Source organism: Stenotrophomonas sp. STEN147 (assembly GCF_056757995.1).
In genome coordinates, this window is sequence record NZ_JBRRCG010000008.1 from 126526 (window position 1) to 149682 (window position 23157).

Consider the following 23157-nt stretch of genomic DNA (forward strand, 5'->3'; position numbering starts at 1 on the left):
CGGGATACGACTTCAGGCCCAGGCGGGTGCACCGCCTGGGCCTTTTTTATGGGCATCCGTAGGCCACGCGCCACTTGTGGCGGCCTGGATGCGCTCGTAGAGTTGGGCCTTCGTTCCGATGGACCGGGAGGTAGGCGATGTATCGCGTCACGATGATCGCGTTGTTGCTGTGCCTGTCGGGCGCTGCTGTCGCCAAGACAGAGAAGAGCGCCCTGCAGATGGATCGCCAGGCTCCGGTTGCCGGCCAGGTCCAACAGGTCGAGCAGGCGCTGCAGGCGCCGGAGTACGCCGAACTGAGCGCCGATGACCGCAGCCAGATCCAGCAGGCGCTGGCCCGCATCACCCAGCGCATGGGGGACCGGCAGCGGGTCGATGAGCTGCCGCCGCAGGTGCAGGCGCAGGTGTTCAACGACCAGGAGCGGGTCAACCAGCTGCTCGCCCGCGCGCACGACGACAGCCGCCAGGTCTGTACCTACCAGCGCACCACCGGCAGCAACATGCCCAAGGGCCGTTGCCTGACTGTCGCCGAACGTCGCCGCATCGAAGAAAAGGGCAAGGCGCTGATCAATGACCAGCGCACGTTCAACAATCTCAACCCTGCCAGCAACCGGTAGGCCGTCCGCCGCCCCCACGCGTGGCACTTGCTGGCGTGAAGGTGGTGCGAATACAGTCGGCTCTCAACTCAGACAAGGATCCGTTTGCCATGAAGTCCCTCCTTTTGCCCGCGCTCCTGTTTTCCGGCTTGGCCCTGGCCGCCACCGCCTCTGCGTCCAAACAGGGCGACGAGGTCTTTGCCTCCGGCAAGCCGCTGCAGCAACAGCTCCAGCGCATCGATGTCGAACTCAACGACGGCGAGACCTACAGCGAGCTGACAGTCGCCGACCGCAGCCGGGTCCGCGAAGCGCTGGTGCGCCTGCGGGCTGCTGTGGAGCAGTACCCGAACCTGGATCTGATGCCTGAACGGGTACGAACCGATGTCATCAACGACCAGCAGGTCGTGAACACGGTTTTGACACAGTCACGTGAAGATAGTCGTCTAATATGCCAACGTGAGAAAGCCACGGGTTCGAACCGGCACACGACGCAGTGCATGACTGTCGCCGAGCGCGCCCGGCAGAAGGACAAGGCACAGCGTGATATGGGCCAGGCCCAGCGCGTCGGAAAATTCGTCAACTAGAGGTGACAGTGAGAATCCTGGTAATCGAAGACAACAGCGACATTGCGGCCAATCTGGGCGACTACCTCGAGGACCGGGGCCACACCGTGGACTTCGCCGCCGATGGCGTGACCGGACTGCATCTGGCCGTAGTGCACGAGTTCGACGCGATCGTGCTGGATCTCAACCTGCCGGGAATGGACGGAATCGAGGTCTGCCGCAAGCTTCGCAACGAAGCGCGCAAGCAGACCCCGGTGCTGATGCTGACCGCTCGCGACTCGCTGGACAACAAGCTGGCGGGTTTTGATTCCGGTGCGGACGACTACCTGATCAAGCCGTTCGCGCTGCAGGAAGTGGAAGTGCGTTTGAACGCTCTGTCCCGCCGTGGCAAGGGGGTGCAGACCCGCGTGCTGGAAACCGGCGACCTGGAGTACAACCTGGACACACTGGAAGTGCGCCGCCAGGGCAAGCTGCTGCAGCTCAACCCGACCGCACTGAAAATCCTGCAGGCGCTGATGGAAGCGGCGCCGGCCGTGGTCACCCGCCAGGAACTGGAAACCCGCGTGTGGGGCGAGGAACTGCCCGACTCGGATTCGCTGCGCGTCCATATCCACGGTCTGCGTGCCGTGGTCGACAAGCCGTTCGAAGTGCCGCTGATCCAGACCCGCCATGGCATCGGATACCGCATCGCCACCCCGGAAAGCTGATCCCGTGGCAACCAAGGGGGAGCGCCGGCGCACGCCGTATCGGCGCCGCCTGCGCAGTCGAATCATCGTGTCATTCGTGTTGTTGGGCTTCTGCCTGACAACACTGTTCGCGTTCGCTACCAACTGGGCACGCCTGCGCGTGGAGAACCAGCTGGTGGAGGAGCTGATGAACCGCAACATCGACGAGTATGCGCGGCGCTATTACGAGCATCCCGGGCACAACCCGGATGCGCCGGTGCTGCAGATCCGGGCGTACGCGTATTCCAAGGACAAGTTCGACCGGGTGCGCGAAGAGCGCGCGCAATGGGCGGGCTTTGCCGATGGCATCCACAGCGTCAGTGGCGATGAACACGGAGAGCCCTATTCCTACAAGCTGGCCGTGCGAAAAACGCCCGACGCTTGGTTCTTCCTCGCCTATGACATGACCGACAGCATGCGCGGTGGCAAGCAGCTCAACCGCGCCCTCGTACTGTCGGTGCTGGTGTTCAGCCTGCTGTCGCTGGTGCTGGGCTGGTGGTCGGCCTCGAAGGTGATGAAGCCGGTATCGGACCTGGCGGCCCGCCTGCGCGCCTACCGGGGCGGCACCAGCGAGCCTGAACCGCTGGCGCCGCGCTTCCCCGACGACGAAGTGGGCCAGCTGGCCCAGGCGCTGGACGACTACTCCTCGCGATTGACCGAAGTGGTGCAGCGCGACCGTGAGTTCAATGCGGATGTCAGCCACGAACTGCGCACGCCGCTGGCGGTGATCCGCGGCGCCACCGAGCTGCTGCTGACCCGTCCCGGCCTGGATGAAAAGGTGCTGCAGCGCCTGCAGCGCATCCAGCGTGCCGAGCAGCAGTGCAGTGATCTGATCGGTGCTTTGCTGCTGCTGTCGCGGAACGAGCGGGGGCAGGGCACCAGCAATGTTGCCCGCGTGGCCGAGCAACTGCTGGACGCGCACCGCGCGCAGCTGGGTGGCAAGCCGCTGGAACTGGCGCTGGAGGGCGAGCGCAACCTGGTGATCGACGCGCCCGAGGCCGCGCTTTCGGTGGCCCTGGGTAACCTCATCGGCAACGCGGTGAAGTACTCGCAGGATGGCGAAGTCCGCGTGCACGTAGGGGCCAACTCGGTCTCGGTCACCGACAGTGGTCCGGGCCTGAGCGAGGAAGATGCGGCCAAGCTGTTCCAGCGCGGTTACCGCGGTACGCACGCGGGCCACTCGCAGGGCGGCGGCATCGGCCTGTCGATCGTCAGCCGCCTCTGCGACCTGTACGGCTGGCAGGTCAGCGTGCGCCCGGGGGGCGAGCGAGGCGTGATCGCAACGCTGACGTTCTCGCCCAGGCCGCTGTAGCAGATCCTTTGCCTGCGGAGCAGGGCCCGGCCCTGCAGGGACGCCTCTTCCAGGGCGTCGCTGTCGCTAACGGCATGAACGCATCTGTTCTGCATGGCCAGACACCCGGCGCGCGCACGCCCTGCCGCGTCCGCGGCGTGTCCGATCTCACGGTTCCGGATAGTTATAGGGCAGTTGACGCTTTTACCTCCTGATTGCCGGACGTGCAGATGGCCAAGATGCCAGTCCGCGCACTCTGCCGGCTGCCAGGAGCATCGCCATGTCGCATCGCATCCGTTACCCCAACCTGCATCAACTGGTCGGTGATTCGATCAGCCAGTTGTCTCCGGACGTCGCCCAGCGCGTCGAGGACGTACTGTCCCGCTGCGACGGCCAGATGCCGGCCCAGCAGACGCCAGTCGACGCCGGCGGCGTCAGCGCCGACGCAGCGCAGCCTGCCGATCTCAGGCGCGCCGTCGAAGGTCTCGGCACCCTGACCCGGATGATGTACGCCGCCCACATCGCGCGCACGCGGGGTGGCCAGCAGAACGTGCTGCCACCGGGCGCGATGGAAGGCCTGATTCTGGCCGCGCGGGAACTGACGTGTCACGTGCAGCAGCAGCTGCAGGCCGAGAGAATCAGGGGGACAGCCACATTGCAGTGATGGTCGGGGGCACTGCCACGACGATTCTGCAACGCCGTGCGCGTGCCCGGCAGGTCAGCTCCCGGCCAGCGCCAGGCGCAGCAAACGTCATCGCAGGTCATGCCTGCCGAGGGAGCTGTCATGCATCATCGATCATCATCATTCACTGCCGCATGCGAAGCGTCTTCGCGTGTCCATCGGTTCTGCGGGCCGACCACCACGCGGCTGATTGTCGAGCGATGGCATGGGCACGAGTCGTTGTCTGGGGAGTTGCGCTGCCAGATCGACCTGTTGGGTGACGAACACGAACAGGATCTGGACGACTGGTTGACGCGGCCCGCAAGCATCACCACCCGCCTTCCGGATGGAGGAGAGGTCGTCCGCGTCGGACTGATCCGCAGCGTTGAACGTGTGGCCTGTGTTGGCAGTCTGGTGCGTTACCGCGTCCATCTGGCGGACTGGACAGCCTGGCTGCACGACAGTCGCCACAGTCGAGTATTCCAGGATGAGGACGTCGCCAGCATCATCGATACCGTGCTTTCGGAACACGCACCCCTTGCACACTGGTGCTGGCACGCTGGCAGCCCGAGTACGCTGGACCGGCGGTGCCGGGGGTATCGCGTGCAGTATCGCCAGTCGGACATGGCGTTCCTGCAGCAGCTGATGGCTGAGGAAGGACTGGGCTGGTGCATTCGAGCACTGCCTGAGGCGCCGGGTGGACATACGCTGATGATCATTGGCGACAGTACGCAATGCAGCGTCCTCCCGGGTCTTCGGCGGGTGCACCGGACGCAGCGGGTGGTGGACAGCCCGGGCATCGCGTTCCTGCATGAGTCCCGCAGGGTGGTGCCAACCCGAATGACACGCGTGACGGACAATGACGATGCGTTCCGTGTGATATCGGCAAGCCTGCCCGTGCGTGACGCGGCGGATGGTCCTTTGGAAGACTACTCGCCAGCACGCCACGCGGCGTGGCAGACCACACGTGAAGCACTGGCCGAGGTGATGCGGGAGGCTGAAGCGGCACTGTGCGACCAACGGCGCTGGACGGGCGAGGGGACCGAGCCGGACTTCGAGCCGGGCGAGGCATTCGAGGTGCTGCCGGTGCCGGGTCAGAGAGCGGCGCCCGCGCTGTTGCTTACGGCAGTGAACCATGCCGGAGTCAATTTGCTGCCGTCGGTGGCCGAACTGCAGCAGGACCTGCCGGCCTGCACGCTGCCCGATACCGTGCCCGCAGCACGCGCGCAGGCACTGGGGTACGCAAACCGGTTCCAGGCCATCCCGCTTGAGCAGCGGTGGCGACGTCGGTTGGAGGACCCGGACTATCGTCCCACCGCGCCTGGACCACAGTTGGCCACCGTAGTGGGCGGCGATGACGGCGCACCGTTGCACATGGACAGCGCAGGACGCATCCGTGTGCGGTTTGGCTTCGCCACCGATGGCAGGGCGGAAAGTGGATGGCTGCGTGTCGCCCAGCGCTTCGCCGGTCCTGGCGTTGGCAGCCAGTTCCTGCCGCGCGTGGGTCAGGAGGTAGTGGTGGACTTCATCAACGGAGACATCCGCAGGCCCCTCGTGGTCGGTGCGCTCTACAACGGTCGCGGGGAATCGCGTCCGGATGCCTTGGCACTGGCCAGTGATGCGGCCACCAGCGCCCAGAACAATCTGGCCGGAGGTCAGGCGCCACGTTGGCATGCCGCTGGCGCCGGCGAATGCGCCCAGCGCAACGCGGGTGCAATCTGGGGCATCAGTTCGCAGAGCTGGGACGGCCAGGGGGGCAGCAGCCTCGAATTCGATGACAGCGACAACCAGCTGCAGGTCAGGCTGGGTACCACCCAGCGCCACAGTTCCCTCAGTTTGGGCCAGTTGCGTCACCAGCAGCACAACTTTCGCGGCAGCCTGCGCGGAAACGGATACGAGCTGCGTAGCGACGCATGGGGATCGGTACGTGCCACGGCAGGTCTGTGGCTGGACAGCACGGCGCGAACTTCCAGTGATCCCGCGGGTCTGCGGATGGCACCGGTTGCGCTGCTGCGGCAGACCCTGGTGCTGGGACAGACGTTTGATGACGCAGCGCGGCGGCACCAGACGATACGACTGCGCGGTTGTGTCCGGCAGGCCAGCGGCTCATCGGTGTTGCAGGTTCTGGCCGACAGCGTGGCAGCGTCGCGGAGCATCAGCACCGCCGGTGAGCAGGTCCCCGCCACACGGTCGCCCGTGCTGGGCCTGTCGGCACCGACTGGCATCTGCCAGGTGGCCGGTCAGGCGTTTCAGATGGGAGTTCGGGACTGCACGCTGTTGGCCAGTGGCGGCAGCTCCGCGGCCATCGTCGTCGGCCATGCCCGCTGGCAGGGACGCCAGGCCATCGGTGTATTGGCCGGTGCGGCGCACCGCGCGGATCAGACGGGTTTGAGCGTAGTGGCCGGCGAACAACAGCTTGACCTGCAGGCCCAGGCCGACGCGGTGCTTCTGCAGTCACGGGCCCGTCTGCGGGCGACAAGCGGCCAGGGCGAGGTGCAGCTGGCGGCCGGTCGCGCCCTGCACATCGCCACTGCGGAGGGTGCCGCGATCACGCTGACTGATGGACATCTGCGGGTGACGTGCCCGGGTACGCTGACCTTCAGGGCGGGCCGGCGGACCTTCGTCGGTCCGGCGCAGGAACTGTTTCCCCTGCCGCAGTTCCCGCAGACGATCTGTGTGGAGTGCCTGCAGAAGGCGATGCAGGCCGGATTGCCATGGTCCTTGAAGAATGGTTGAGCCTGCCTGGATTGACCCATGGCAGCACACCGGGCTGCCGTGGCAGGGCACTGACGAAGAGACGGCAAACGCCCTGCCTGCACATGTTCTAGTGGACAGGGCATTCGCGCCGACTGCCTGCGAATCGCTGCACGCGCTGTCAGCCAGCATCCAGCCACTGTTCAAGCATCGCTACGCGGGCGAGGGCCTGGACCGCTTGTCGCCCTGCCTGCTCACCCTTCCCGATGATGCCCGTGCACGCGAGCGTTGCTGGCAGGCGCTGTTGGCCCTGAGCCGTGGTGCGCCAATGCTGTCTGTCCTGCGTACTACGGCCGATCCGGGGGCGCTGATTCACCACCTGCGACGGATCTGGGAAGGCGAGTCCAGCGTGGGAGAGCCCTGGCTGCTGCGTTGGGCTGACGGGAGAGCGGCAGCCATCCTGCTTGAGGCGTTGGATGGGAATCAACGCAGACGCGTGCTGGCCGGACTGCAGGACTGGTATCTGCCCACCCGTACAGGAGGCTGGATGCGCGTGGCAGGCGCCGGGGGGGCACTGTTCGCTATCGATGCCAGCCCCTTGATGTTCACCGCCGTACAGGAAGCGGCACTACGCCGGCAGAGCCAGGCCGATGCCATCGCCCGCTTCGTGCTGCAGCGGCCATCACTGCGACCGGACAACATGATGCCTTCACATGTACATCGTTGTGCGGAAGTCGTGCTTGCGCGCTTGGCGCGGCGCGGTATCGACCACCTGGCGCTGGCGCACCGGATGACGGTCAGGGCCGTTACCGCGTGGGATGCGCGCTCTGCTGGAGAGGACGCATGAGCCCTCGATCAGGATGGAGGGCGGCGATTGTGCGCCGTTCCGTGCCAACCCTGGGCGCGCATGAAGTGCGGCTCATTCCCGGCGAGTCTGGTGGATGGTGCGGACTGCGAGCGGATCATACCCCGCTGTGCGCCCATAACCTGGGACACAATTGAATGACACCCCCTGATCAAATGAAGGTCGTGAGGAAGTTGTTGACGAGGCTTGCGCTGATCGGCCTTGCAATGCTGGCCCTGGGAGGTGTCGTGCTCAAGTTCATGGAGTTCAGGATCGGGCCGCCGCCTCCGGATCCTACGAAGCCGATCATCATTGAGCCTGATACTGGGCACGACATCACCGAAGCTCCTCCGGAGATGCACCTGAAGATCGGTGTGGCCAACTACTCGGATGACGGGCTGGGCACGGTGTACATCGATGATGCGTGGGCAGGGGGGATGGAGCCACGGTCGAGTGGCAATGCAGCCACCTGCTGCGTGACCTTGCCCCGCCTCTGGCATCGGGGGCTCAAGGTCACCGTGGCCTACCGCACCAGCAGCATGTTCTTGAAAGATCCCACAAGCTACGTTGAAAGGGAGGTCCTTGTGGCGCCCTACAAGCCCTTCCTGGATGGCTTCATCTATTTCATGTACTTCCCGGATGACCAGGTTCGAGTGGTGGCTACACCATATACTCCGGGCTATCCTGGATTCGCATATGACATTCAATTTGCCGGGCGAGAGCGTGACGAGGCCCGAATTTCACGGTTCCTTGCGGAGACGGGCTCCGAACAGGTGATTGAATGAGGGTGTCGACGCCTTTTCCTGTTTCTCGGGATCCATTGTCTTTGAATCCACGCGAGGCGGCTCGCGGTGCTGGTGCGGTCGCGGGACCTGTTTCCGACTGTGGAAGCGACCTCTTCATCGGTTGCTTCTTCGACGGAACGCGAAATCACAGGCTGAATTCTCGCCGTCTGAGTAATCAAACGGAATCGAACATTGCACGACTTTTTGACGTATTTGATCGTGATCAAAGTCGTAGCCAAGGTAAGCGGGCCGTGCGATTTGCCAGCTATATTCAGGGCGTAGGCACTGAGGCGCTGAAAGAAATCGGCGACACCGGCACCGGCTGGCACGCCCGAGCCGGGGCGGCAGCAGGCTGGGGTGGCGAGGGCCGGGTGAACTGGATGCTGATGCAGGTCCAGGACCACCTCCTCGATCATTTCACAGGTATTACCGTCACCAAAGCAATGGGCTTCGACTCCACCGTTCCCGTCGCGCGGAAGATGAGTGCCGATCTCCGCCTGAGCCTGCAGGACGTGGAGCGCCTGGCTCAGGCAGCACGAATGCCGCTGTCCAACTATCTGGCCGTGAACCAAGGCGAGAAGGAGCTCGATCTGCGCAACTCGCTCAGCGGCGGCTTCTGGAACATGGTCGGTGCCTTGCAGCGCGTGCGTGGCACCCACTTGGCCCGCGCCGATCACTCATCGCGCCGGGCAGTATTGCAGGAACGCCGCGCGTTTCTCGCGAAGAAGGTGGCCCCGTTCCAGGCCCAGAATCCACGCGTGGACCGCATCCGCCTGTCGATCTTCGGCTTCTCGCGGGGCGCGGCAGAGGCACGCGTATTCTGCAACTGGCTGGGTGATGCCTGCGATCCGGGGCGGGGTCCCCTGCGCCTGTGTGGCATTCCTGTGCAGATCGATTTCATGGGCCTGTTCGATACGGTCGCTTCGGTGGGTGCCGCGCAGAGCTTCTTTGAATCGGTGTTCGACGGCCACGGCGGCTGGGCGGCAGCCGAAGACCTGCGCATTCCCGCTGATGTACGCCGCTGCGTGCACATGGTGGCCGCACATGAAGTACGCGGTTCATTCCCGGTGGACCTGGTGGATGGCACGAACTGCGAACAGATCATCTACCCTGGGGTGCATTCGGACGTAGGTGGTGGGTATGCACCGGGCGAACAGGGGCGTTCGCCGAATGACGCAGACAAGCTCTCGCAGATTCCGCTGTGCGACATGTACAGGCACGCCTTGGCGGCAGGTGTGCCACTGTTGCCTATCGCAAAGGCACGCGTGGAGTTGCAGCGCCAGTTCGAGGTCTCTCCCGCCTTGCGCCAGCACTACAACGCCTATCTGCAGACGATGGCGCCATTCCTGCCGGGCACGAATCCCGCGTCCAAGGCCAATCGCACGGCGGCGCTGATGTACGCGCACTATCGCCAGTACCTGTTGTGGCGGCGCCAGCATCTGGATGATTTTGCCAGCCTGCCTGCCTTCCAGCGGGCGTCGGCACAGGACCGTGCGGATCTGCGCGGCGGAAACACCGAGCTGGCAATGGAAGTGAGGGGGATGCGCAACAACAACGCGACACAGCGCATCCGTAATGCACCGGTAAGCACGCCGCACCACGGCATGCTCGCGTTGCCGCCCTACAAGAGCATTCCGGCAACGGACTTCGTGCAGGCGACGCTGCGCGGCCAGAAGGAGCAGCAATGGCTGGATGGTCATATCGAGCAGATATGGGCATCGCGGCAGGTGCCGCCAGAACCCGTGGCAACGTTTCTGGATGGTTACGTGCACGACTCGCGGGCCTGGTTCAAGCCGTTCGGCCTGGACGATGACGAGTGGCTGCACGTGCAGCAGCGCGAACGTGATACCTATCGGCAGCGGATGCAGGAGTTGGACGCGATGGAGCGAGCCCACCGGCAGGAGCGGGAGCGCATGCAACGGGCTGGGCAACTGTTCCAGCCGCGGGTGCCGTTGGCGATGTCGGTGCAGGAGCTGGAGGAACTGACGGCATGGCGCAAGCACCCCGAGAATTATGACGACGCCCTGCAGCTGACGGGGCGCGAGTACTACTGGCAGTGGGGCTACCTGCGCTGGCGCACCTGCTATCTCAACCCGCCCGGTGTGGCCGTTGCGGAAGCGGCATTGCGCAGGGGGAGTGCTGTGGAAGATGCGGCGGCCTAGAAGGTCAGGCAGCGCGTGCTCGGCCTGACGGATGCTCCGCGTCGCGCGGGTTGTCGCAACCGGCGCGCACGATGCGGCGCTATCACTTCATCAGCAAGGCCCATCACGACAAGTGCGTGATGCGTGCCGCGCCCCCGGCGTGCACCACTGCGCGAATCGCTACAGCCACCCGTAGCTTGGCAATTCCCTTACAGAAAAGCGCTTCGCTGGATGGCGTGATGGCGGGGCCGGGGCGGGTGCCCCGGCCGGGATTGGCGTCCTGAAAAAGACCGACATTCAGCAATCCATCGGTGGGCGAAGGTCCATCGTGGAAAATGCACCGCATGCCTAGTCAACGGCGGGCGGTGCGTGGGGATTCATCAGAATCCGCTGGAGCTTCTTTGCTGAATGTTGGTCTCCGGTACGCCAACCCGCACCGTCCGCCACCTTGCATCTGCAGGTGGCCTGCCGTCTGCGAGGAGCCTCACCATGTCCGCACGTCCGCTGTTTCCCCATCTCTGCGCCCTGATCGGCGAATCTGCCGACCGGCTTCCTGCCGATGCTGCCGAGCGGCTCGAAGCCCTGCTGGATGACCCCCAGGACCTGCTTCCCGCCTTGCTGGCCCGCATGGATGGTCGCGACGGCGCTGATGGCAGACGGCTGGACGTAGAGGGTCTCAGTCCGGTACAGGTCGCAACCCAGGCAGGACTCGGTCGTACGTTGGCGGGTCTGGACGTGCTGGTTCAGGTGCTGCACGCCGCCGCAGCCGCGCGTGAGCAGGGGGGCGTCCATCAGCAGCTCAGTCCGGATGTGGTCGATGGCCTGTTGCTGGGCGCCCGTGAACTGGTCCGCCACGCCCGCCAGCAGGTGGAGTAGGTCACGCTGATGATCCTGGCAGAGCCGGGCTCGCGCTCGGCTCACCGCGCAGCGCAGCCAGGAAGCCGGGCACGTGCCCGGCGGGTCAGCCCGCGGCCAGTGCCAGATAGCGCTGGTGCAGCGCCTCCACCTGCGCCTGCAGGTCGTCCGGCTGCCCATCGTTGACCACCACGTCATCGGCCAGTGCCAGGCGCTGCGCGCGGCTGGCCTGGGCGGCGATCATCCGGTCGGCCAGGGCGGCGTCGATGCCATCGCGCTGCATCAGCCGGGCGTGCTGTACGGCTTCGGGTGCATCCACCAGCAGTATCCGGTCCAGCCATGGATAGGCCTGGAGGCCGCCCACCTCGGTCAGCAGCGGAATCGCAGCAATGGCGTAAGGGCTCGGCGCCTGCGTGCACTGCTGCTGCATCAACAGGCGGATGGCGGGGTGGGTGATGGCTTCCAGTGCCGTCCGTTCGGCCGGGTCAGCGAAGACATGGGTGCGCAGGCGCGCCCGGTCCAGGCTGCCATCGGCCAGCAGCATGTCCGTGCCGAACCGGTCGGCAATGCGGGCCAGTGCCGGGCTGCCGGTGGCTACCACCGCGCGGGCGGCCAGATCGGCGTCGGCCACCACGATGCCCAGCGCTTCGAAGCGCCGCGTCACTTCGCTCTTGCCGGCCGCGATGCCGCCGGTCAGGCCGACCACGTAGCGGCTCACGGCGGCGCCCTCAGCGCAGGCCGCTCAGGGCCAGGTAGCGCTCCACCAGCGGTTCGCCCCACATGAAGAACAACCAGCCGGCGATGGCCAGGTACGGGCCGAACGGAATCGGCGTGGCGCGATCGCGTCCCCGGCTGTAGAGCCAGATCGAACCGACGATGGCGCCGATCACCGAGGACAGCAGGATGATCGGCAGGATGCCCTTCAGGCCGCACCAGGCGCCGAGCGCCGCCAGCAGCTTGAAGTCACCATGGCCCATGCCCTCCTTGCCGGTCAGCTGCTTGAACAGCCACCAGACCGTCCACAGCGACAGATAGCCCACGGCCGCGCCGACCAGGGCCGGCTTGGCGGGCATGTACAGATTGTCGATGCTGCCGATCAGGCCCAGCCACATCAGGGGCAGGGTCAGCTGGTCGGGCAGCAGCTGGGTGCGCAGGTCGATGCCGGACAGCGCGATCAGGAAACAGGTCAGCACGATGGCGCCGAAGCCCTGCCAGCCGAAGCCGAACTGCCACACGCAGGCCAGCACCAGCAGGGCGGTCATCGCTTCCACCAGCGGGTACTGCAGCGAGATCGGCGCCTTGCAGTGGCGGCATTTGCCCCCCTGGATCAGCCAGCTGAACAGCGGGATGTTCTCGTACCAGGACAGCTTGTGCTTGCAATGCGGGCAGTGCGACGGCTCGACCACGATGCCCGGCGGCGGCGGCTCGTAGAAGTCCGGTTCCTCCAGCACTTCGCGCGCATCGCGCTTCCACTGCCATTCCAGCCGCTTGGGCAGGCGCAGGATGACAACATTGAGGAAACTGCCCAGCAGCAGTCCCAGTCCGGCCGCGGCGGGGTAGCCGAGGCCGGGGTGCTGGTCGAGAAAAGCCATGTATTTTTATCCGACGACGGCGCCCAGTTTGAAGATCGGCAGGTACATCGCAATGACCAGGCCGCCGACAATGGTACCAATGAACACCATGATCATCGGTTCCAGCAGGCTGCTCAAGGCATCCACGGCGTTGTTGACCTCCTGCTCGTAGTATTCGGCGACCTTGAACAGCATGGTGTCAAGGGCGCCGGCCTCCTCGCCGATGCCGGTCATCTGGATCACCATGTGCGGGAACAGGTTCAGCTGCTTCATCGCCATGTTGACCGGATAGCCGACCGAAACGTCGTCGCGCATGCGCAGCACCGCCTCGCCGTAGACCTTGTTGCCGGTGGCGCCGGCGACGATGCCCAGAGCCTCCACCAGCGGCACGCCGGCCTTGAAGGTCACCGCTGTGGTGCGGGAGAAGCGGGCGATCGCACTGTTGTGCATGATCTGTCCGATCACCGGCACCTTCAGGATCAGCCGGTCGACGGTGTGCTGCATCTTCTCCGATCGCCGGTAGGTCATGGCGATCGCCACCACCGCGCCGATGGCGACGATGGCCATCAGCCACCACCACGACACCATGAACCGCGACAGGTTCACCACCATCTGGGTGAATGCCGGCAGGTCGGCACCGAAGCTCTGGAAGACTTCCTCGAACTGCGGGACCACCCAGACCAGCAGGATCGTGCTGACCAGGAACGCCACCACCAGCACCATGGCCGGGTAGAACAGCGCCTTCTTGATCTTGCCCTTCAGCGCCTCCAGGTTTTCCTTGTAGGAGGCGATGGTGTCCAGCACGGTCTCCAGCACACCGGCGCTTTCGCCGGCCCTTACCAGGTTGCGGTAGAGCTCATCGAACTGCACCGGATGCTTGCTGATGGCCTCGTACAGCGACGAGCCGCCCTCGATGTCGGTGCGGATCGTGTCCACCATCTTCTTCATGCGCGGGTTCTTGTGCCCGCTGCCGATGATCTCCAGCGCCGACACGATCGGTACGCCGGACTTCATCATCGTGGCCATCTGCCGGCTGAAGAAGGCGATGTCCTTCGGCGAGACCGGCTTGCCGGCCGCACCGAACAGCGGCTTCGGTTTGGGCTTGACCTGGCCCGGGCTGATGCCCTGCCTGCGCAGTTCGGCGCGCAGCAGGTTGGCGTTTTTCGCCAGCTGCTCGCCCTTCATCTTTATGCCCCGCTTGTCGGTCCCCTCCCAGACAAACGGCTGCAGCTCCATCGTGGCACGGGCCACGGGCTCCTTCTTGATCGCACTGCGACTCACAGACATGTTGGCTCCCCAGGCCCGCCATCCCCAGGCGGGCATCCTGAGCGGCGATGGTAGCCGGTTCAGGCCCGTCCGGGGAGCCTGCCGGCGTGACGGCGTGCAGGGTTTTCGACGCGTCGAGGCCGAAGGTGACGCGCTGCGTCACATTGCCGCGTCCATCGCAGATTCGGCGCAGGGGGGGTTCCCATCCGCGAAATAGCTGCCATCATTGGCGCGGGGAAATCGGGGGAGGCGTGGCCATGGGAGATTGGCACGCAACCTGCGTTGATCCACCCGCGGGGACGGGCAGCCTGCTCATCCGGTCATCTGGCCGGCCGGTTGCCGCACCCGGAAAATCAACCACCACTACTTGGGGACGTACCACCATGAAGAACCAGAAGGGCTTCACCCTGATCGAACTGATGATCGTCGTTGCGATCATCGCCATCCTGGCCGCCATCGCGCTGCCGGCTTACTCGAACTACACCAAGAAGGCCAAGGTCTCGGAAGTGATCCTTGCGGCTTCTTCGCTGCGTACCGACGTGTCGGAATACGTGGCCAGCAACAATGCCCTGCCGCCGGCCACCTGGGAGCCGGATTTCCAGCAGACCCAGTATGTGGACAAGCTGGAATGGGATGCGGGCACCAAGACCATCACCGCGACCGCGCGTAACATTGCTGACGACATCAATGGCGATACCATCACGCTGAAGGCCGACGACAGCAACGTTGAGAACGGCGTCATCCCGAAGTGGACCTGCGAAGGTTCCATCGCTTCGAAGTACCGCCCGGGTTCGTGCCAGGGCGCTCCTGCTGCCGGTGGTGACGGCGGCGGCGAGTAATCAGCGCTTGCTGATCGCAGTATGAGAACGGGGAGCCCAGGCTCCCCGTTTTCGTTTCAGCGCTCCGGGTTGACCGGATCCCGTCTGGCGACACGCTTGCATTGAGTCCGCGAAGTTTGTTCTTCTGTTGAAATCGACCGTGCGACTGGGGAGTTCGCAATGCGCCGTCCTTCATTCAGCCATGGCCCATGGCTGCTTCTGATCTTCGTGCTCTCCGGCTTCGCCGGGCTGATCTACCAGTCCATCTGGACGCAGTACCTGGGGCTGTTCCTGGGGCATTCCTCGCACGCGCAATCGCTGGTGCTGATCCTGTTCATGGGCGGCATGGCGCTGGGGGCGTGGCTGGTCAGCCGCCGCAGCGCGCTGCTGCGCCGGCCGCTGCTGGCCTACGCGATCATCGAACTGGTGATCGGGGTGCTGGGCATCGGTTTCGACGGGTTGTTCCAGGGCGTGACCGGCTGGGCGTACACCCACCTCATGCCGGGCATGGAGGGCACCTCGTCCACGGCGCTGCGCTGGGCGCTGGCCACGGCCCTGGTGCTGCCGCAATGCATCCTGCTGGGCGCGACCTTCCCGCTGATGAGTGCGGGTTACATGCGCCTGCAGCCCGGATCGCAGGGTGAGGTGCTGGCCGGGCTCTATTTCTCCAACAGCCTGGGCGCGGCCGCCGGTGCCCTGGTGGCCACCTACGCGCTGCTGCCGGCGGTAGGACTGCCGGGCACCGTCCTCAGTGCCGGCCTGCTCAACATCGTGGTGGCCATCCTGGTCTATCCGCTGGCCCGCGACGGCAGCGCGCCTGCGGTAGTGACCTCCGCCGCGCCGGCCGCCGGCGGCGTACGACCGGAGACCGCAGTGCCGGTGCGGCTGGTGCTGCTGGTCGCGGCGGCGACCGGCGCGTCATCCTTCGTCTACGAAATCACCTGGGTGCGCATGCTGTCGCTCGCACTCGGCACCACGCTGCATTCGTTCGAGCTGATGCTGGCGGCGTTCATCCTCGGCATCGCCTTCGGTGGCCTGTGGCTTCGCCGCCGCGCCGACCGGATGCCGTCGCCCCTGCGCGTGGCCGGCTGGGTACAGGTGTGGATGGGGCTGGCCGCGCTGGCCTCGATGTTCGTCTATGCGCAGGCCTTCGATTGGGTCGGCTGGCTGATGCGGGTCATCGTGCGCAGTGCGGATGGCTACCTGCTTTACAACCTGGCCAGTGCCGCCATTGCCGGCCTGGTGATGTTCCCGGCGGCGTTCTTCGCTGGCATGACGCTGCCGCTGCTGACACTGGCGCTGCTGCGCGCCGGGCAGGGCGAGCGCGCGATCGGCCAGGCCTATGCGTTCAATACGCTCGGCGCGATCGTCGGTGTGCTGGCGGCCATCCATCTGCTGATGCCGCTGCTGGGGCTGAAGTACGCGCTGCTGGTCGCGGCGGTGGTCGACATCGTGCTGGGTCTGGTGCTGCTGCAGCGCCTTCGGCTTGCGGCCCCGGGTCGTCTGCGCTCGCCACTGTGGCAGGCTGGCGCGCTGGGTGTCGCTGGCGTAGTGGCGGCCGTCGTGCTGGTCCGCTTCGATCCGCTGGTGCTGAATTCGTCGGTGTATCGCCATGGCACGGCCCGTCTGGCGGATACCGCCACGATGCTGTTCTCGCGCGATGGGCAGACCGCCACCGTGGCGGTGTATGAGAGCACTCAGCCGATCGGCCGCATGCGTGCCATCGCCACCAACGGCAAAGTGGATGCAGGCATGGCCGTGTCGATGGCACAGGCACCCACCAGCGACGAATCGACCATGATCCTGCTGGCGGCTCTGCCGTTGGCGCTGCGCGATGATTACCAGCGCGTCGGTGTGATCGGTTTCGGATCCGGGCTCAGCACGCACACGCTGTTGGGCGACCAGCGCGTCGGGCGGGTGGAAACGGTGGAGATCGAGCCGGCCATGGTGGAGGGCGCGCGCCTGTTCGGCGAGCGTGTCGAGCGCGCCTTCAACGATCCGCGCTCGCACGTGGTGATCGACGATGCGAAGTCCTATTTCGCCGCCAGCCCGCGCAAGTACGACCTGATCATTTCCGAGCCGTCCAATCCGTGGGTGGGCGGAACGGCGGCGCTGTTCAGCGATGAGTTCTATGCGTTCGTGCCGCAGCAGCTCAACGAAGGTGGCGTGTTCGTGCAGTGGCTGCAGCTGTATGAGATCACCCCCGAACTGGTCAGCTCGGTACTGGCGGGGCTGCTGGAACAGTTCTCCGATGTGCGCGCTTACCTGGCCAATCGTGGCGACCTGATCCTGGTGGCGACGCCGAAGGGCACGTTGCCGCCGATGAAGGGCAGCCTGTTCCAGCAGCCGCAGCTGCGCGGGGAACTGGCGCGGATCGGCGTGCATTCGGTGGCCGATCTGGAGAACGCCCTGTCCATGGATGACGCAGCGCTGCGCGCCTTCGTTCCTCTGTATCCGGCCGCGCGCAATTCCGATTACTTCCCGACCTTGAAGTTGAATGCTCCGGTAGCACGTTTCCAGGGGGCGTTCACCCGTGATTTCCAGCAGGTGATGACGGCCCCCTGGCGGATCGTCAGTGCGCCGCCAACGGGGCAGGTGACGGGTGCTGCGGCGGGTCTGCCACAACCGGCGTCCAGCCGGGATGACAAACGTCCGACCGCACGGGCCGTGGCAGCTTTCCTGCAGGGCGAGGCGCCCACGGATGCGGCGGATGCCGATTGGATGAGTGCGCAGGCGCTGCGTGGGTTGGCAGCGCGCTGCGAACTGGACGGATCTCCGATGGAAACCACCCGACTGCTGTTCGTGCTGGCCGGAGAAACGATCCCGTTCCTGCCGGCAGCGCAGCGGGCGGCCCTCTGGGCGCAGCGCGACTGGATGGACTGCACCCCGGTAGATCCCGTCGTGTCCGCCAGCCTCGCCCTGGTTGCCGCCGCGGCCACCGACGACCACCACGCTGTACTCACGGAAGGCCGGCGATTGTTGGGCAGCGAGCATGCGCCGACGCTGCTGGCCGACCCGGCCACCGGCTATTATCTGTTCGGTGCAATGCAGCACGCTGCGCGGCAGCTGGGGGATACCACGGCGTCGCGGCAACTGACGGACCAGTACTGGAAGGCGCTCGCGCCCGATGCGCGAGGAAACGGACCGCTGCGTTTGCTGAGCTACCTGGCCGCTATGGGCCGGCAACCCGTTTCTGAAACTGAATTCCGGCCGTCAGGGCACGAGTAACGAGGACTCCCATGAGCGTTGTTTCATCCCCCAACCTTGTCGGCATCACCGGGCTGGCGCGCCGCCTGGTCCAGGATGGTGCACTGGACGAGGCCACCGCCCGCGACGCCATGACCCGGGCCGCCGCCGCGCGGCAGCCGCTGCCGCAGTGGTTCGCGCAGAACAAGGTGGTGGGGGCAGCACAGCTGGCCGCGGCCAATGCGGTTGAGTTCGGCATGCCGCTGTTCGACGTCTCGACCTTCGATGCCAGCCAGAACGCGATGAGCCTGGTCAGCGAGGAACTGCTGCGCAAGCACAACGTACTGCCGCTGTTCAAGCGTGGCGGCAAGCTGTTCGTCGGCACCAGCAACCCGACCCACGCACTGGACGAGATCAAGTTCCACACCAACCTGGTGGTGGAGCCGATCCTGGTCGACGAGGACCAGATCCGCCGCACTCTGGAACAGTGGCACGCCAGCCACGACACGCTGGGTGACGCGCTGGGCGGTGACGATGAGGGGATGGCCAACCTCGACGTGGGCCTGGGCGATGAGGATGGCGCGGGCGGCGACTCCGGCATCGATGCCAAGGGCGACGACACCCCGGTGGTGAAGTTCGTCAACAAGGTGCTGGTCGATGCGATCCGCAAGGGCGCGTCGGACATCCATTTCGAGCCGTACGAAGACGATTACCGCGTGCGCCTGCGCATCGACGGGCTGTTGAAGATGGTCGCGCGCGCGCCGGTGAAGTTGAACCAGCGCATCGCCGCGCGCCTGAAGGTGATGGCACAGCTGGACATCGCCGAGAAGCGCGTGCCGCAGGATGGCCGCATCAAGCTCAACCTGTCCAAGTCCAAGCAGATCGATTTCCGTGTGAGCACGTTGCCGACCCTGTTCGGCGAGAAAGTCGTGCTGCGTATCCTCGACGGCAGTGCCGCCAAGCTGGGCATCGACAAGCTCGGCTATGAGCCCGACCAGCAGAAGCTGTTCCTGGAGGCGATCCACAAGCCGTATGGCATGGTGCTGGTGACCGGGCCGACCGGTTCGGGCAAGACGGTGTCGCTGTATACCGCGCTGGGCATTCTCAACGACGAGACGCGCAACATCTCCACGGCGGAAGACCCGGTGGAAATCCGGCTGCCCGGCGTCAACCAGGTGCAGCAGAACAACAAGCGCGGCATGACGTTCGCCGCTGCGTTGCGCTCGTTCCTGCGCCAGGATCCGGACATCATCATGGTCGGCGAAATCCGTGACCTGGAGACCGCCGAGATCGCCATCAAGGCCGCGCAGACCGGCCACATGGTGCTGTCCACCCTGCATACCAACGACGCGCCGCAGACCATCGCGCGCCTGATGAACATGGGCATCGCGCCGTACAACATCACCAGCTCGGTGACCCTTGTGATCGCCCAGCGTCTGGCGCGACGGCTGTGCCCGAACTGCAAGCGCCCGGCGCAGCTGCCGGAGCATGCATTGCTGGCCGAGGGCTTCACCCAGGCCCAGCTGGACGAGGGCATCCAGCTGCATGAGGCGGTGGGCTGTGAAGAATGCACCGAGGGTTACAAGGGCCGCACCGGCATCTACCAGGTGATGCCGATGACCGACGAGATCGCCACGATCGTGCTGGCCGGTGGCAATGCGCTGCAGATTGCCGAAGCCGCGCAGGCGATCCGGGTCAATGACCTGCGGCAGTCGGCATTGAGGAAGGTCGCGGCGGGCGTGACCAGCCTGGCCGAGATCAACCGCGTTACCAAGGATTGACGCGGTTGTGCTGGCGGGGTCAGATCCCTTTCCTGCGGAAAGGGACCCGACCGCTGGGCCTTGCGGCCCTTACTCCATGCCCAGCTTCTTCAACTTGTAGCGCAGCGCGCGGAAGGTGATGCCCAGCTGCGCGGCGGTACGGGTCTTGTTCCAGCGGTTTTCTTCCAGCGCGCGCTGGATGGCGCTGCGTTCGAGCTGTTCGATGTACGAGGGCAGGGCGGCACTGCCCGGCTGCAGATCGACCACGGCTTCGGCGGCCGTGCCGTTGCCGGGCATGCGGGGGGCGTGCTGCGGCAGGCGCAGATCGTCGACACCGATGCGGTCTTCCTCGGCCAGGGCCAGCGCGCGCTCGAGGATGTTCTCCAGTTCGCGCACGTTGCCGGGGAAGGCGTACTGCGCCAGTGCCTCCAGCGCCGAGGGCGCCAGCAGCGGCGTGGTGCGGCCGTGGCTGCGGGCCAGCCGTGCCAGCACGGCAGCGGCCAGCTCCGGCAGATCCTGGCGGCGTTCGCGCAGCGGTGGCACCTTCAGTTCGATCACATTGATGCGGTAGTACAGGTCGTGGCGGAAGCGGCCGTCCTCGACCAGCTCGGCCAGATCCTTGTGGGTGGCCGACAGGATGCGTACATCGACCGGTTCCTCGCTGGCCGCACCCACCGCGCGCACCGACTTCTCCTGGATCGCGCGCAACAGCTTCACCTGCATCTGCAGCGGCAGCTCGGCGACCTCATCCAGGAACAGGGTGCCGCCATGGGCGGCCTGGAACAGGCCGGGCTTGTCGGCGTGGGCGCCGCTGAAGCTGCCCTTGCGGTGGCCGAAGAACTCGCTCTCCATCAGTTCGCCGGGAATCGCGCCGCAGTTGACCGGCACGAACGGCCCGGCAGCACGTGCCCCCTGGGTGTGGATGGTCCGCGCGACCAGCTCCTTGCCGACGCCGGATTCGCCGAGGATGTAGACCGGGGCCTGGCTGCGCGCCACTTTGCCGATGGTGGCACGCAACACGTCCATCGCCGGCGAGTTGCCGAGCAGCCGCGCGCCCTGTTCGGCGACGGGGCCCGGTACGGTCCGCTCGCTGTTGTTCAATTCCAGCGCGTGCTTGACCAGCCCGCGCAGCACGGCGATGTCCACCGGCTTGCTGACGAAGTCGAAGGCGCCTGCCTTCAGGGCTTCCACTGCCAGATCCATGCTGCCGAAAGCGGTGATCATCGCCACCGGCGTGCGCGGGTAATGCTGGGCGATCTCGCTGACCAGCTCGATGCCGTTGCCATCCGGCAGGCGCATGTCGGTGATGCACAGGTCATAGGGATTGCTGGCCAGCAGCTCGCGCGCTTCGGCGAGGTTGGCTGCAGTACTGATGCGCAGCCCCATGCGGCCGAGCGTCAGCACCAGCAGTTCGCGGATGTCGCGTTCGTCGTCGACGACGAGGGCGCTGCGGGTTTCGTTCATGGGCGGAAAAGATAAACGAGGGGGCTGAAAGCGACAAATGTTTGACGCACAGAATCAGGATCCATCGGGCAGCAGGGTGTGCGGACCTGGCAGGACCAAGCGGAAACACGAGCCGCCTGCCGGCACCGGGATGTAATCCAGCCGTGCCTGGTTGGCCCTGCACAATTCGCGGGCGATGTACAAGCCCAGGCCGGTGCCGTGCTCGGAGGTGGTGAAGAACGGCCGGAACAGCTGCGCCGCCACGCTTTCGGGAATGCCGGGGCCACGGTCCATCACATCGATCACCGCGCTGCGTTCGTGCCGGGCCACACGCAGCCGCACGCGGGCCGGCTGCTGGCCGATGCGGCCGTACTTCAGGGCGTTGTGCACCAGCACGGTCAGCACCTGGTAGAGGTGGCGGGTGTCGACCTGCGCCGGCACCGAGGTGTCGCTGACGATCGGTTCGATGCTGTCGGTTTCCAGCGTCTGGCCCTGCTTGTACTCCAGCACGAAGCGGCGCACGAAGGCGACCAGATCCACGTTCTCCGGCGTGGCACGTTCGCGCCGGGCCAGGCCCAGCACGCTCTCGACGATGCCGTTGGTGCGCTGGCACTGCTGGCGGATGATCTGCAGCAGGCGGCGGTCGCTTTCGTTGAAGCCGGTACCTTCTTCCAGCAGCTGCACGGCATAGTTGATCGCCGCCAGTGGATTGCGGATCTCATGGGCCAGGCTGGCCGAGAAGCGGCCCATCGCCGACAGGGTGAGCGACTCGGCGCGCCGCGACACCACGCTGGAATCATCCAGGAAGACCAGGGCCAGTTCGCTGCCGGCCAGCAGGCGCGCGAAGCGCGGTTGCACTTCGGGCTGGTCCGGGTTGAGCTGCAGCGGCAGTTCGTCCTGGGTCCAGCCGTTGCGCCAGCGCTGCAGGCGACGGGCCAGCTCGGGTGCAACGCTGGCCAGATCGAGGCGGCCGGTTCCGCCCGCACCGTCGCTGTCGCCGAGCAGCATCGAGGCAGCCTCGTTGGCCAGCGTGATGCGGCTGTCGGCATCCACCACCAGCACGCCGGTGCGCATGCGGCGGATGATCAGTTCGTTGATCTGGAACAGATTGGCCACCTCGTCACCGCGCTGGTTGGCCAGCTGCTGGTTGCGGCGGGCGCGGCTGCCGACCTGGTAGCTGATGAAGGCCAGGGCCAGGTAACTGGTGGTGAACATCGCCAGCTCGGCCAGGGTGCGGGTCGGGTCGCCGCCCTCCAGCAGCTTCCACAGGTATTCGCCCACCGTTGCCAGGCTCGCCGCCAGGGCCAGCCCAAGGCCCCAGCTGAGCGGCAGCAGGGTGGCGGCCGCAGCGATGTTGAACAGCAGCGACATCGAGATGCCGGCACTGGCGCCGGGCAGGGCGTGGGCCAGCAGGATGGCGGCGATGATGTCCACCAGCACGCCGGTGACCACGATCGGTCGCAGCCAGCGTTCGTTGCGGCCGATCGCCAGGGCCAGCAGCGACAACGCCAGGTAGGCCGCGCCGACGGTGTAGGCCAGCCGCGGGTGGTGGGCCTCGCCGACCATCATCGACAACGGGCTGTACAGCAGGGCGGCGATGACGGCTGCGATCAGCACCCGGTACAGGGCGAAGAAGTACAGCTCGCGCCGCGGAATCGATTCGATGCGGTCGATCAATGAAGCACTGGGTGACACGCCGGAACTCCCCTTCTGGCTGCCTGGATCTGGGTTGTGCGACGGGCATGCCCGAGCGGACGCAGATGCCCAGTATACGGTCGTGGCGATGCCCGGCCGCGGGTCCGCGTCGCGCAATCGGCCTGTGGCGAGGGTGGCCGGGCGGCTGCCGGCGATCCGCAACTGCCTGAATGACGGCGGAAATCCGCCCGGATCCGGTACTCCGTACAGACTTCTTTGCGCCCCGGCGCCGGCTCGGCCACAATAGTGGGCCCGCCGCGGTCCGT

General features: G+C 65.9%; 18 protein-coding genes. 13 read left to right on the forward strand and 5 right to left on the reverse strand.

Annotated features, from left to right (window positions below; genetic code table 11):
* The first annotated feature begins 137 nt into the window (after nt 1–137).
* The 10 genes from ACVOKU_RS10420 to ACVOKU_RS10465 all read left to right on the forward strand — a co-directional run bounded on the left by ACVOKU_RS10420 (nt 138) and on the right by ACVOKU_RS10465 (nt 11173).
* Entirely contained in the window at nt 138–614 is a 477-nt protein-coding gene (locus ACVOKU_RS10420) for a hypothetical protein (RefSeq protein ID WP_481559858.1), read from the forward strand.
* An 89-nt stretch (nt 615–703) separates the two neighbouring features.
* Entirely contained in the window at nt 704–1177 is a 474-nt protein-coding gene (locus ACVOKU_RS10425; protein ID WP_481559859.1) for a hypothetical protein, read from the forward strand.
* Between the two features lie 8 nt (nt 1178–1185).
* Nucleotides 1186–1863: a response regulator transcription factor gene (locus ACVOKU_RS10430; protein WP_053517044.1), complete on the forward strand. Its 678-nt coding sequence runs from the start codon at nt 1186–1188 to the stop codon at nt 1861–1863.
* Nucleotides 1826–3193: a sensor histidine kinase gene (locus ACVOKU_RS10435; protein WP_065181651.1), complete on the forward strand. Its 1368-nt coding sequence runs from the start codon at nt 1826–1828 to the stop codon at nt 3191–3193. Before ACVOKU_RS10430 ends, ACVOKU_RS10435 begins: the two co-directional genes overlap by 38 nt.
* Nucleotides 3194–3452: 259 nt before the next feature.
* Complete coding sequence (locus ACVOKU_RS10440) at nt 3453–3836, forward strand: hypothetical protein (protein ID WP_481559860.1); 384 nt, start codon at nt 3453–3455, stop codon at nt 3834–3836.
* A gap of 120 nt (nt 3837–3956) precedes the next feature.
* Nucleotides 3957–6569: a type VI secretion system Vgr family protein gene (locus tag ACVOKU_RS10445; protein WP_481559861.1), complete on the forward strand. Its 2613-nt coding sequence runs from the start codon at nt 3957–3959 to the stop codon at nt 6567–6569.
* Entirely contained in the window at nt 6562–7374 is an 813-nt protein-coding gene (locus tag ACVOKU_RS10450) for a DUF4123 domain-containing protein (RefSeq protein ID WP_481559862.1), read from the forward strand. Before ACVOKU_RS10445 ends, ACVOKU_RS10450 begins: the two co-directional genes overlap by 8 nt.
* 155 nt (nt 7375–7529) lie before the next feature.
* Complete coding sequence (locus ACVOKU_RS10455) at nt 7530–8156, forward strand: DUF3304 domain-containing protein (RefSeq protein WP_481559863.1); 627 nt, start codon at nt 7530–7532, stop codon at nt 8154–8156.
* Nucleotides 8153–10318 (forward strand): T6SS phospholipase effector Tle1-like catalytic domain-containing protein, encoded by a 2166-nt coding sequence (locus ACVOKU_RS10460; RefSeq protein ID WP_481559864.1) that lies wholly within the window; start codon nt 8153–8155, stop codon nt 10316–10318. Before ACVOKU_RS10455 ends, ACVOKU_RS10460 begins: the two co-directional genes overlap by 4 nt.
* Nucleotides 10319–10786: 468 nt before the next feature.
* Nucleotides 10787–11173 carry a hypothetical protein gene (locus ACVOKU_RS10465; RefSeq protein ID WP_065181646.1) on the forward strand — a complete coding sequence of 129 codons (387 nt, stop codon included), beginning with the start codon at nt 10787–10789 and terminating at the stop codon, nt 11171–11173.
* 85 nt (nt 11174–11258) lie between these two features.
* Here the strand turns inward: ACVOKU_RS10465 and coaE are convergent, their stop codons facing one another.
* From coaE to ACVOKU_RS10480, 3 genes are read right to left on the reverse strand one after another with little or no spacing between them, the layout of a single operon-like run.
* Nucleotides 11259–11870 (reverse strand): dephospho-CoA kinase, encoded by a 612-nt coding sequence (gene coaE / locus ACVOKU_RS10470; protein WP_481559865.1) that lies wholly within the window; start codon nt 11868–11870, stop codon nt 11259–11261.
* 10 nt (nt 11871–11880) lie between these two features.
* Nucleotides 11881–12744, reverse strand: a complete 864-nt coding sequence (locus tag ACVOKU_RS10475; RefSeq protein WP_053517036.1) for a prepilin peptidase — start codon at nt 12742–12744, stop codon at nt 11881–11883.
* A 6-nt stretch (nt 12745–12750) separates the two neighbouring features.
* Nucleotides 12751–14010, reverse strand: a complete 1260-nt coding sequence (locus ACVOKU_RS10480) for a type II secretion system F family protein (RefSeq protein ID WP_481559866.1) — start codon at nt 14008–14010, stop codon at nt 12751–12753.
* 362 nt (nt 14011–14372) lie between these two features.
* Here ACVOKU_RS10480 and ACVOKU_RS10485 point away from each other — a divergent pair, with 362 nt between their 5' ends.
* From ACVOKU_RS10485 to pilB, 3 genes are all read left to right on the forward strand, one after another.
* The gene (locus tag ACVOKU_RS10485; protein ID WP_481559867.1) at nt 14373–14828 is read left to right on the forward strand and encodes a pilin; all 456 of its coding nucleotides are present in this window, start codon (nt 14373–14375) and stop codon (nt 14826–14828) included.
* A gap of 159 nt (nt 14829–14987) precedes the next feature.
* Entirely contained in the window at nt 14988–18035 is a 3048-nt protein-coding gene (locus ACVOKU_RS10490; protein ID WP_481559868.1) for a fused MFS/spermidine synthase, read from the forward strand.
* An 11-nt stretch (nt 18036–18046) separates the two neighbouring features.
* Entirely contained in the window at nt 18047–19774 is a 1728-nt protein-coding gene (gene pilB, locus ACVOKU_RS10495) for a type IV-A pilus assembly ATPase PilB (RefSeq protein WP_481559869.1), read from the forward strand.
* 69 nt (nt 19775–19843) lie between these two features.
* On the opposite strand, the gene ACVOKU_RS10500 is transcribed toward pilB, so the two are convergent.
* Nucleotides 19844–21217, reverse strand: coding sequence for a sigma-54-dependent transcriptional regulator (locus ACVOKU_RS10500; RefSeq protein ID WP_481559870.1), 1374 nt, complete (start codon nt 21215–21217; stop codon nt 19844–19846).
* A 54-nt stretch (nt 21218–21271) separates the two neighbouring features.
* The gene (locus ACVOKU_RS10505; protein WP_053517024.1) at nt 21272–22891 is read right to left on the reverse strand and encodes a sensor histidine kinase; all 1620 of its coding nucleotides are present in this window, start codon (nt 22889–22891) and stop codon (nt 21272–21274) included.
* Between the last annotated feature and the right edge of the window lie 266 nt (nt 22892–23157).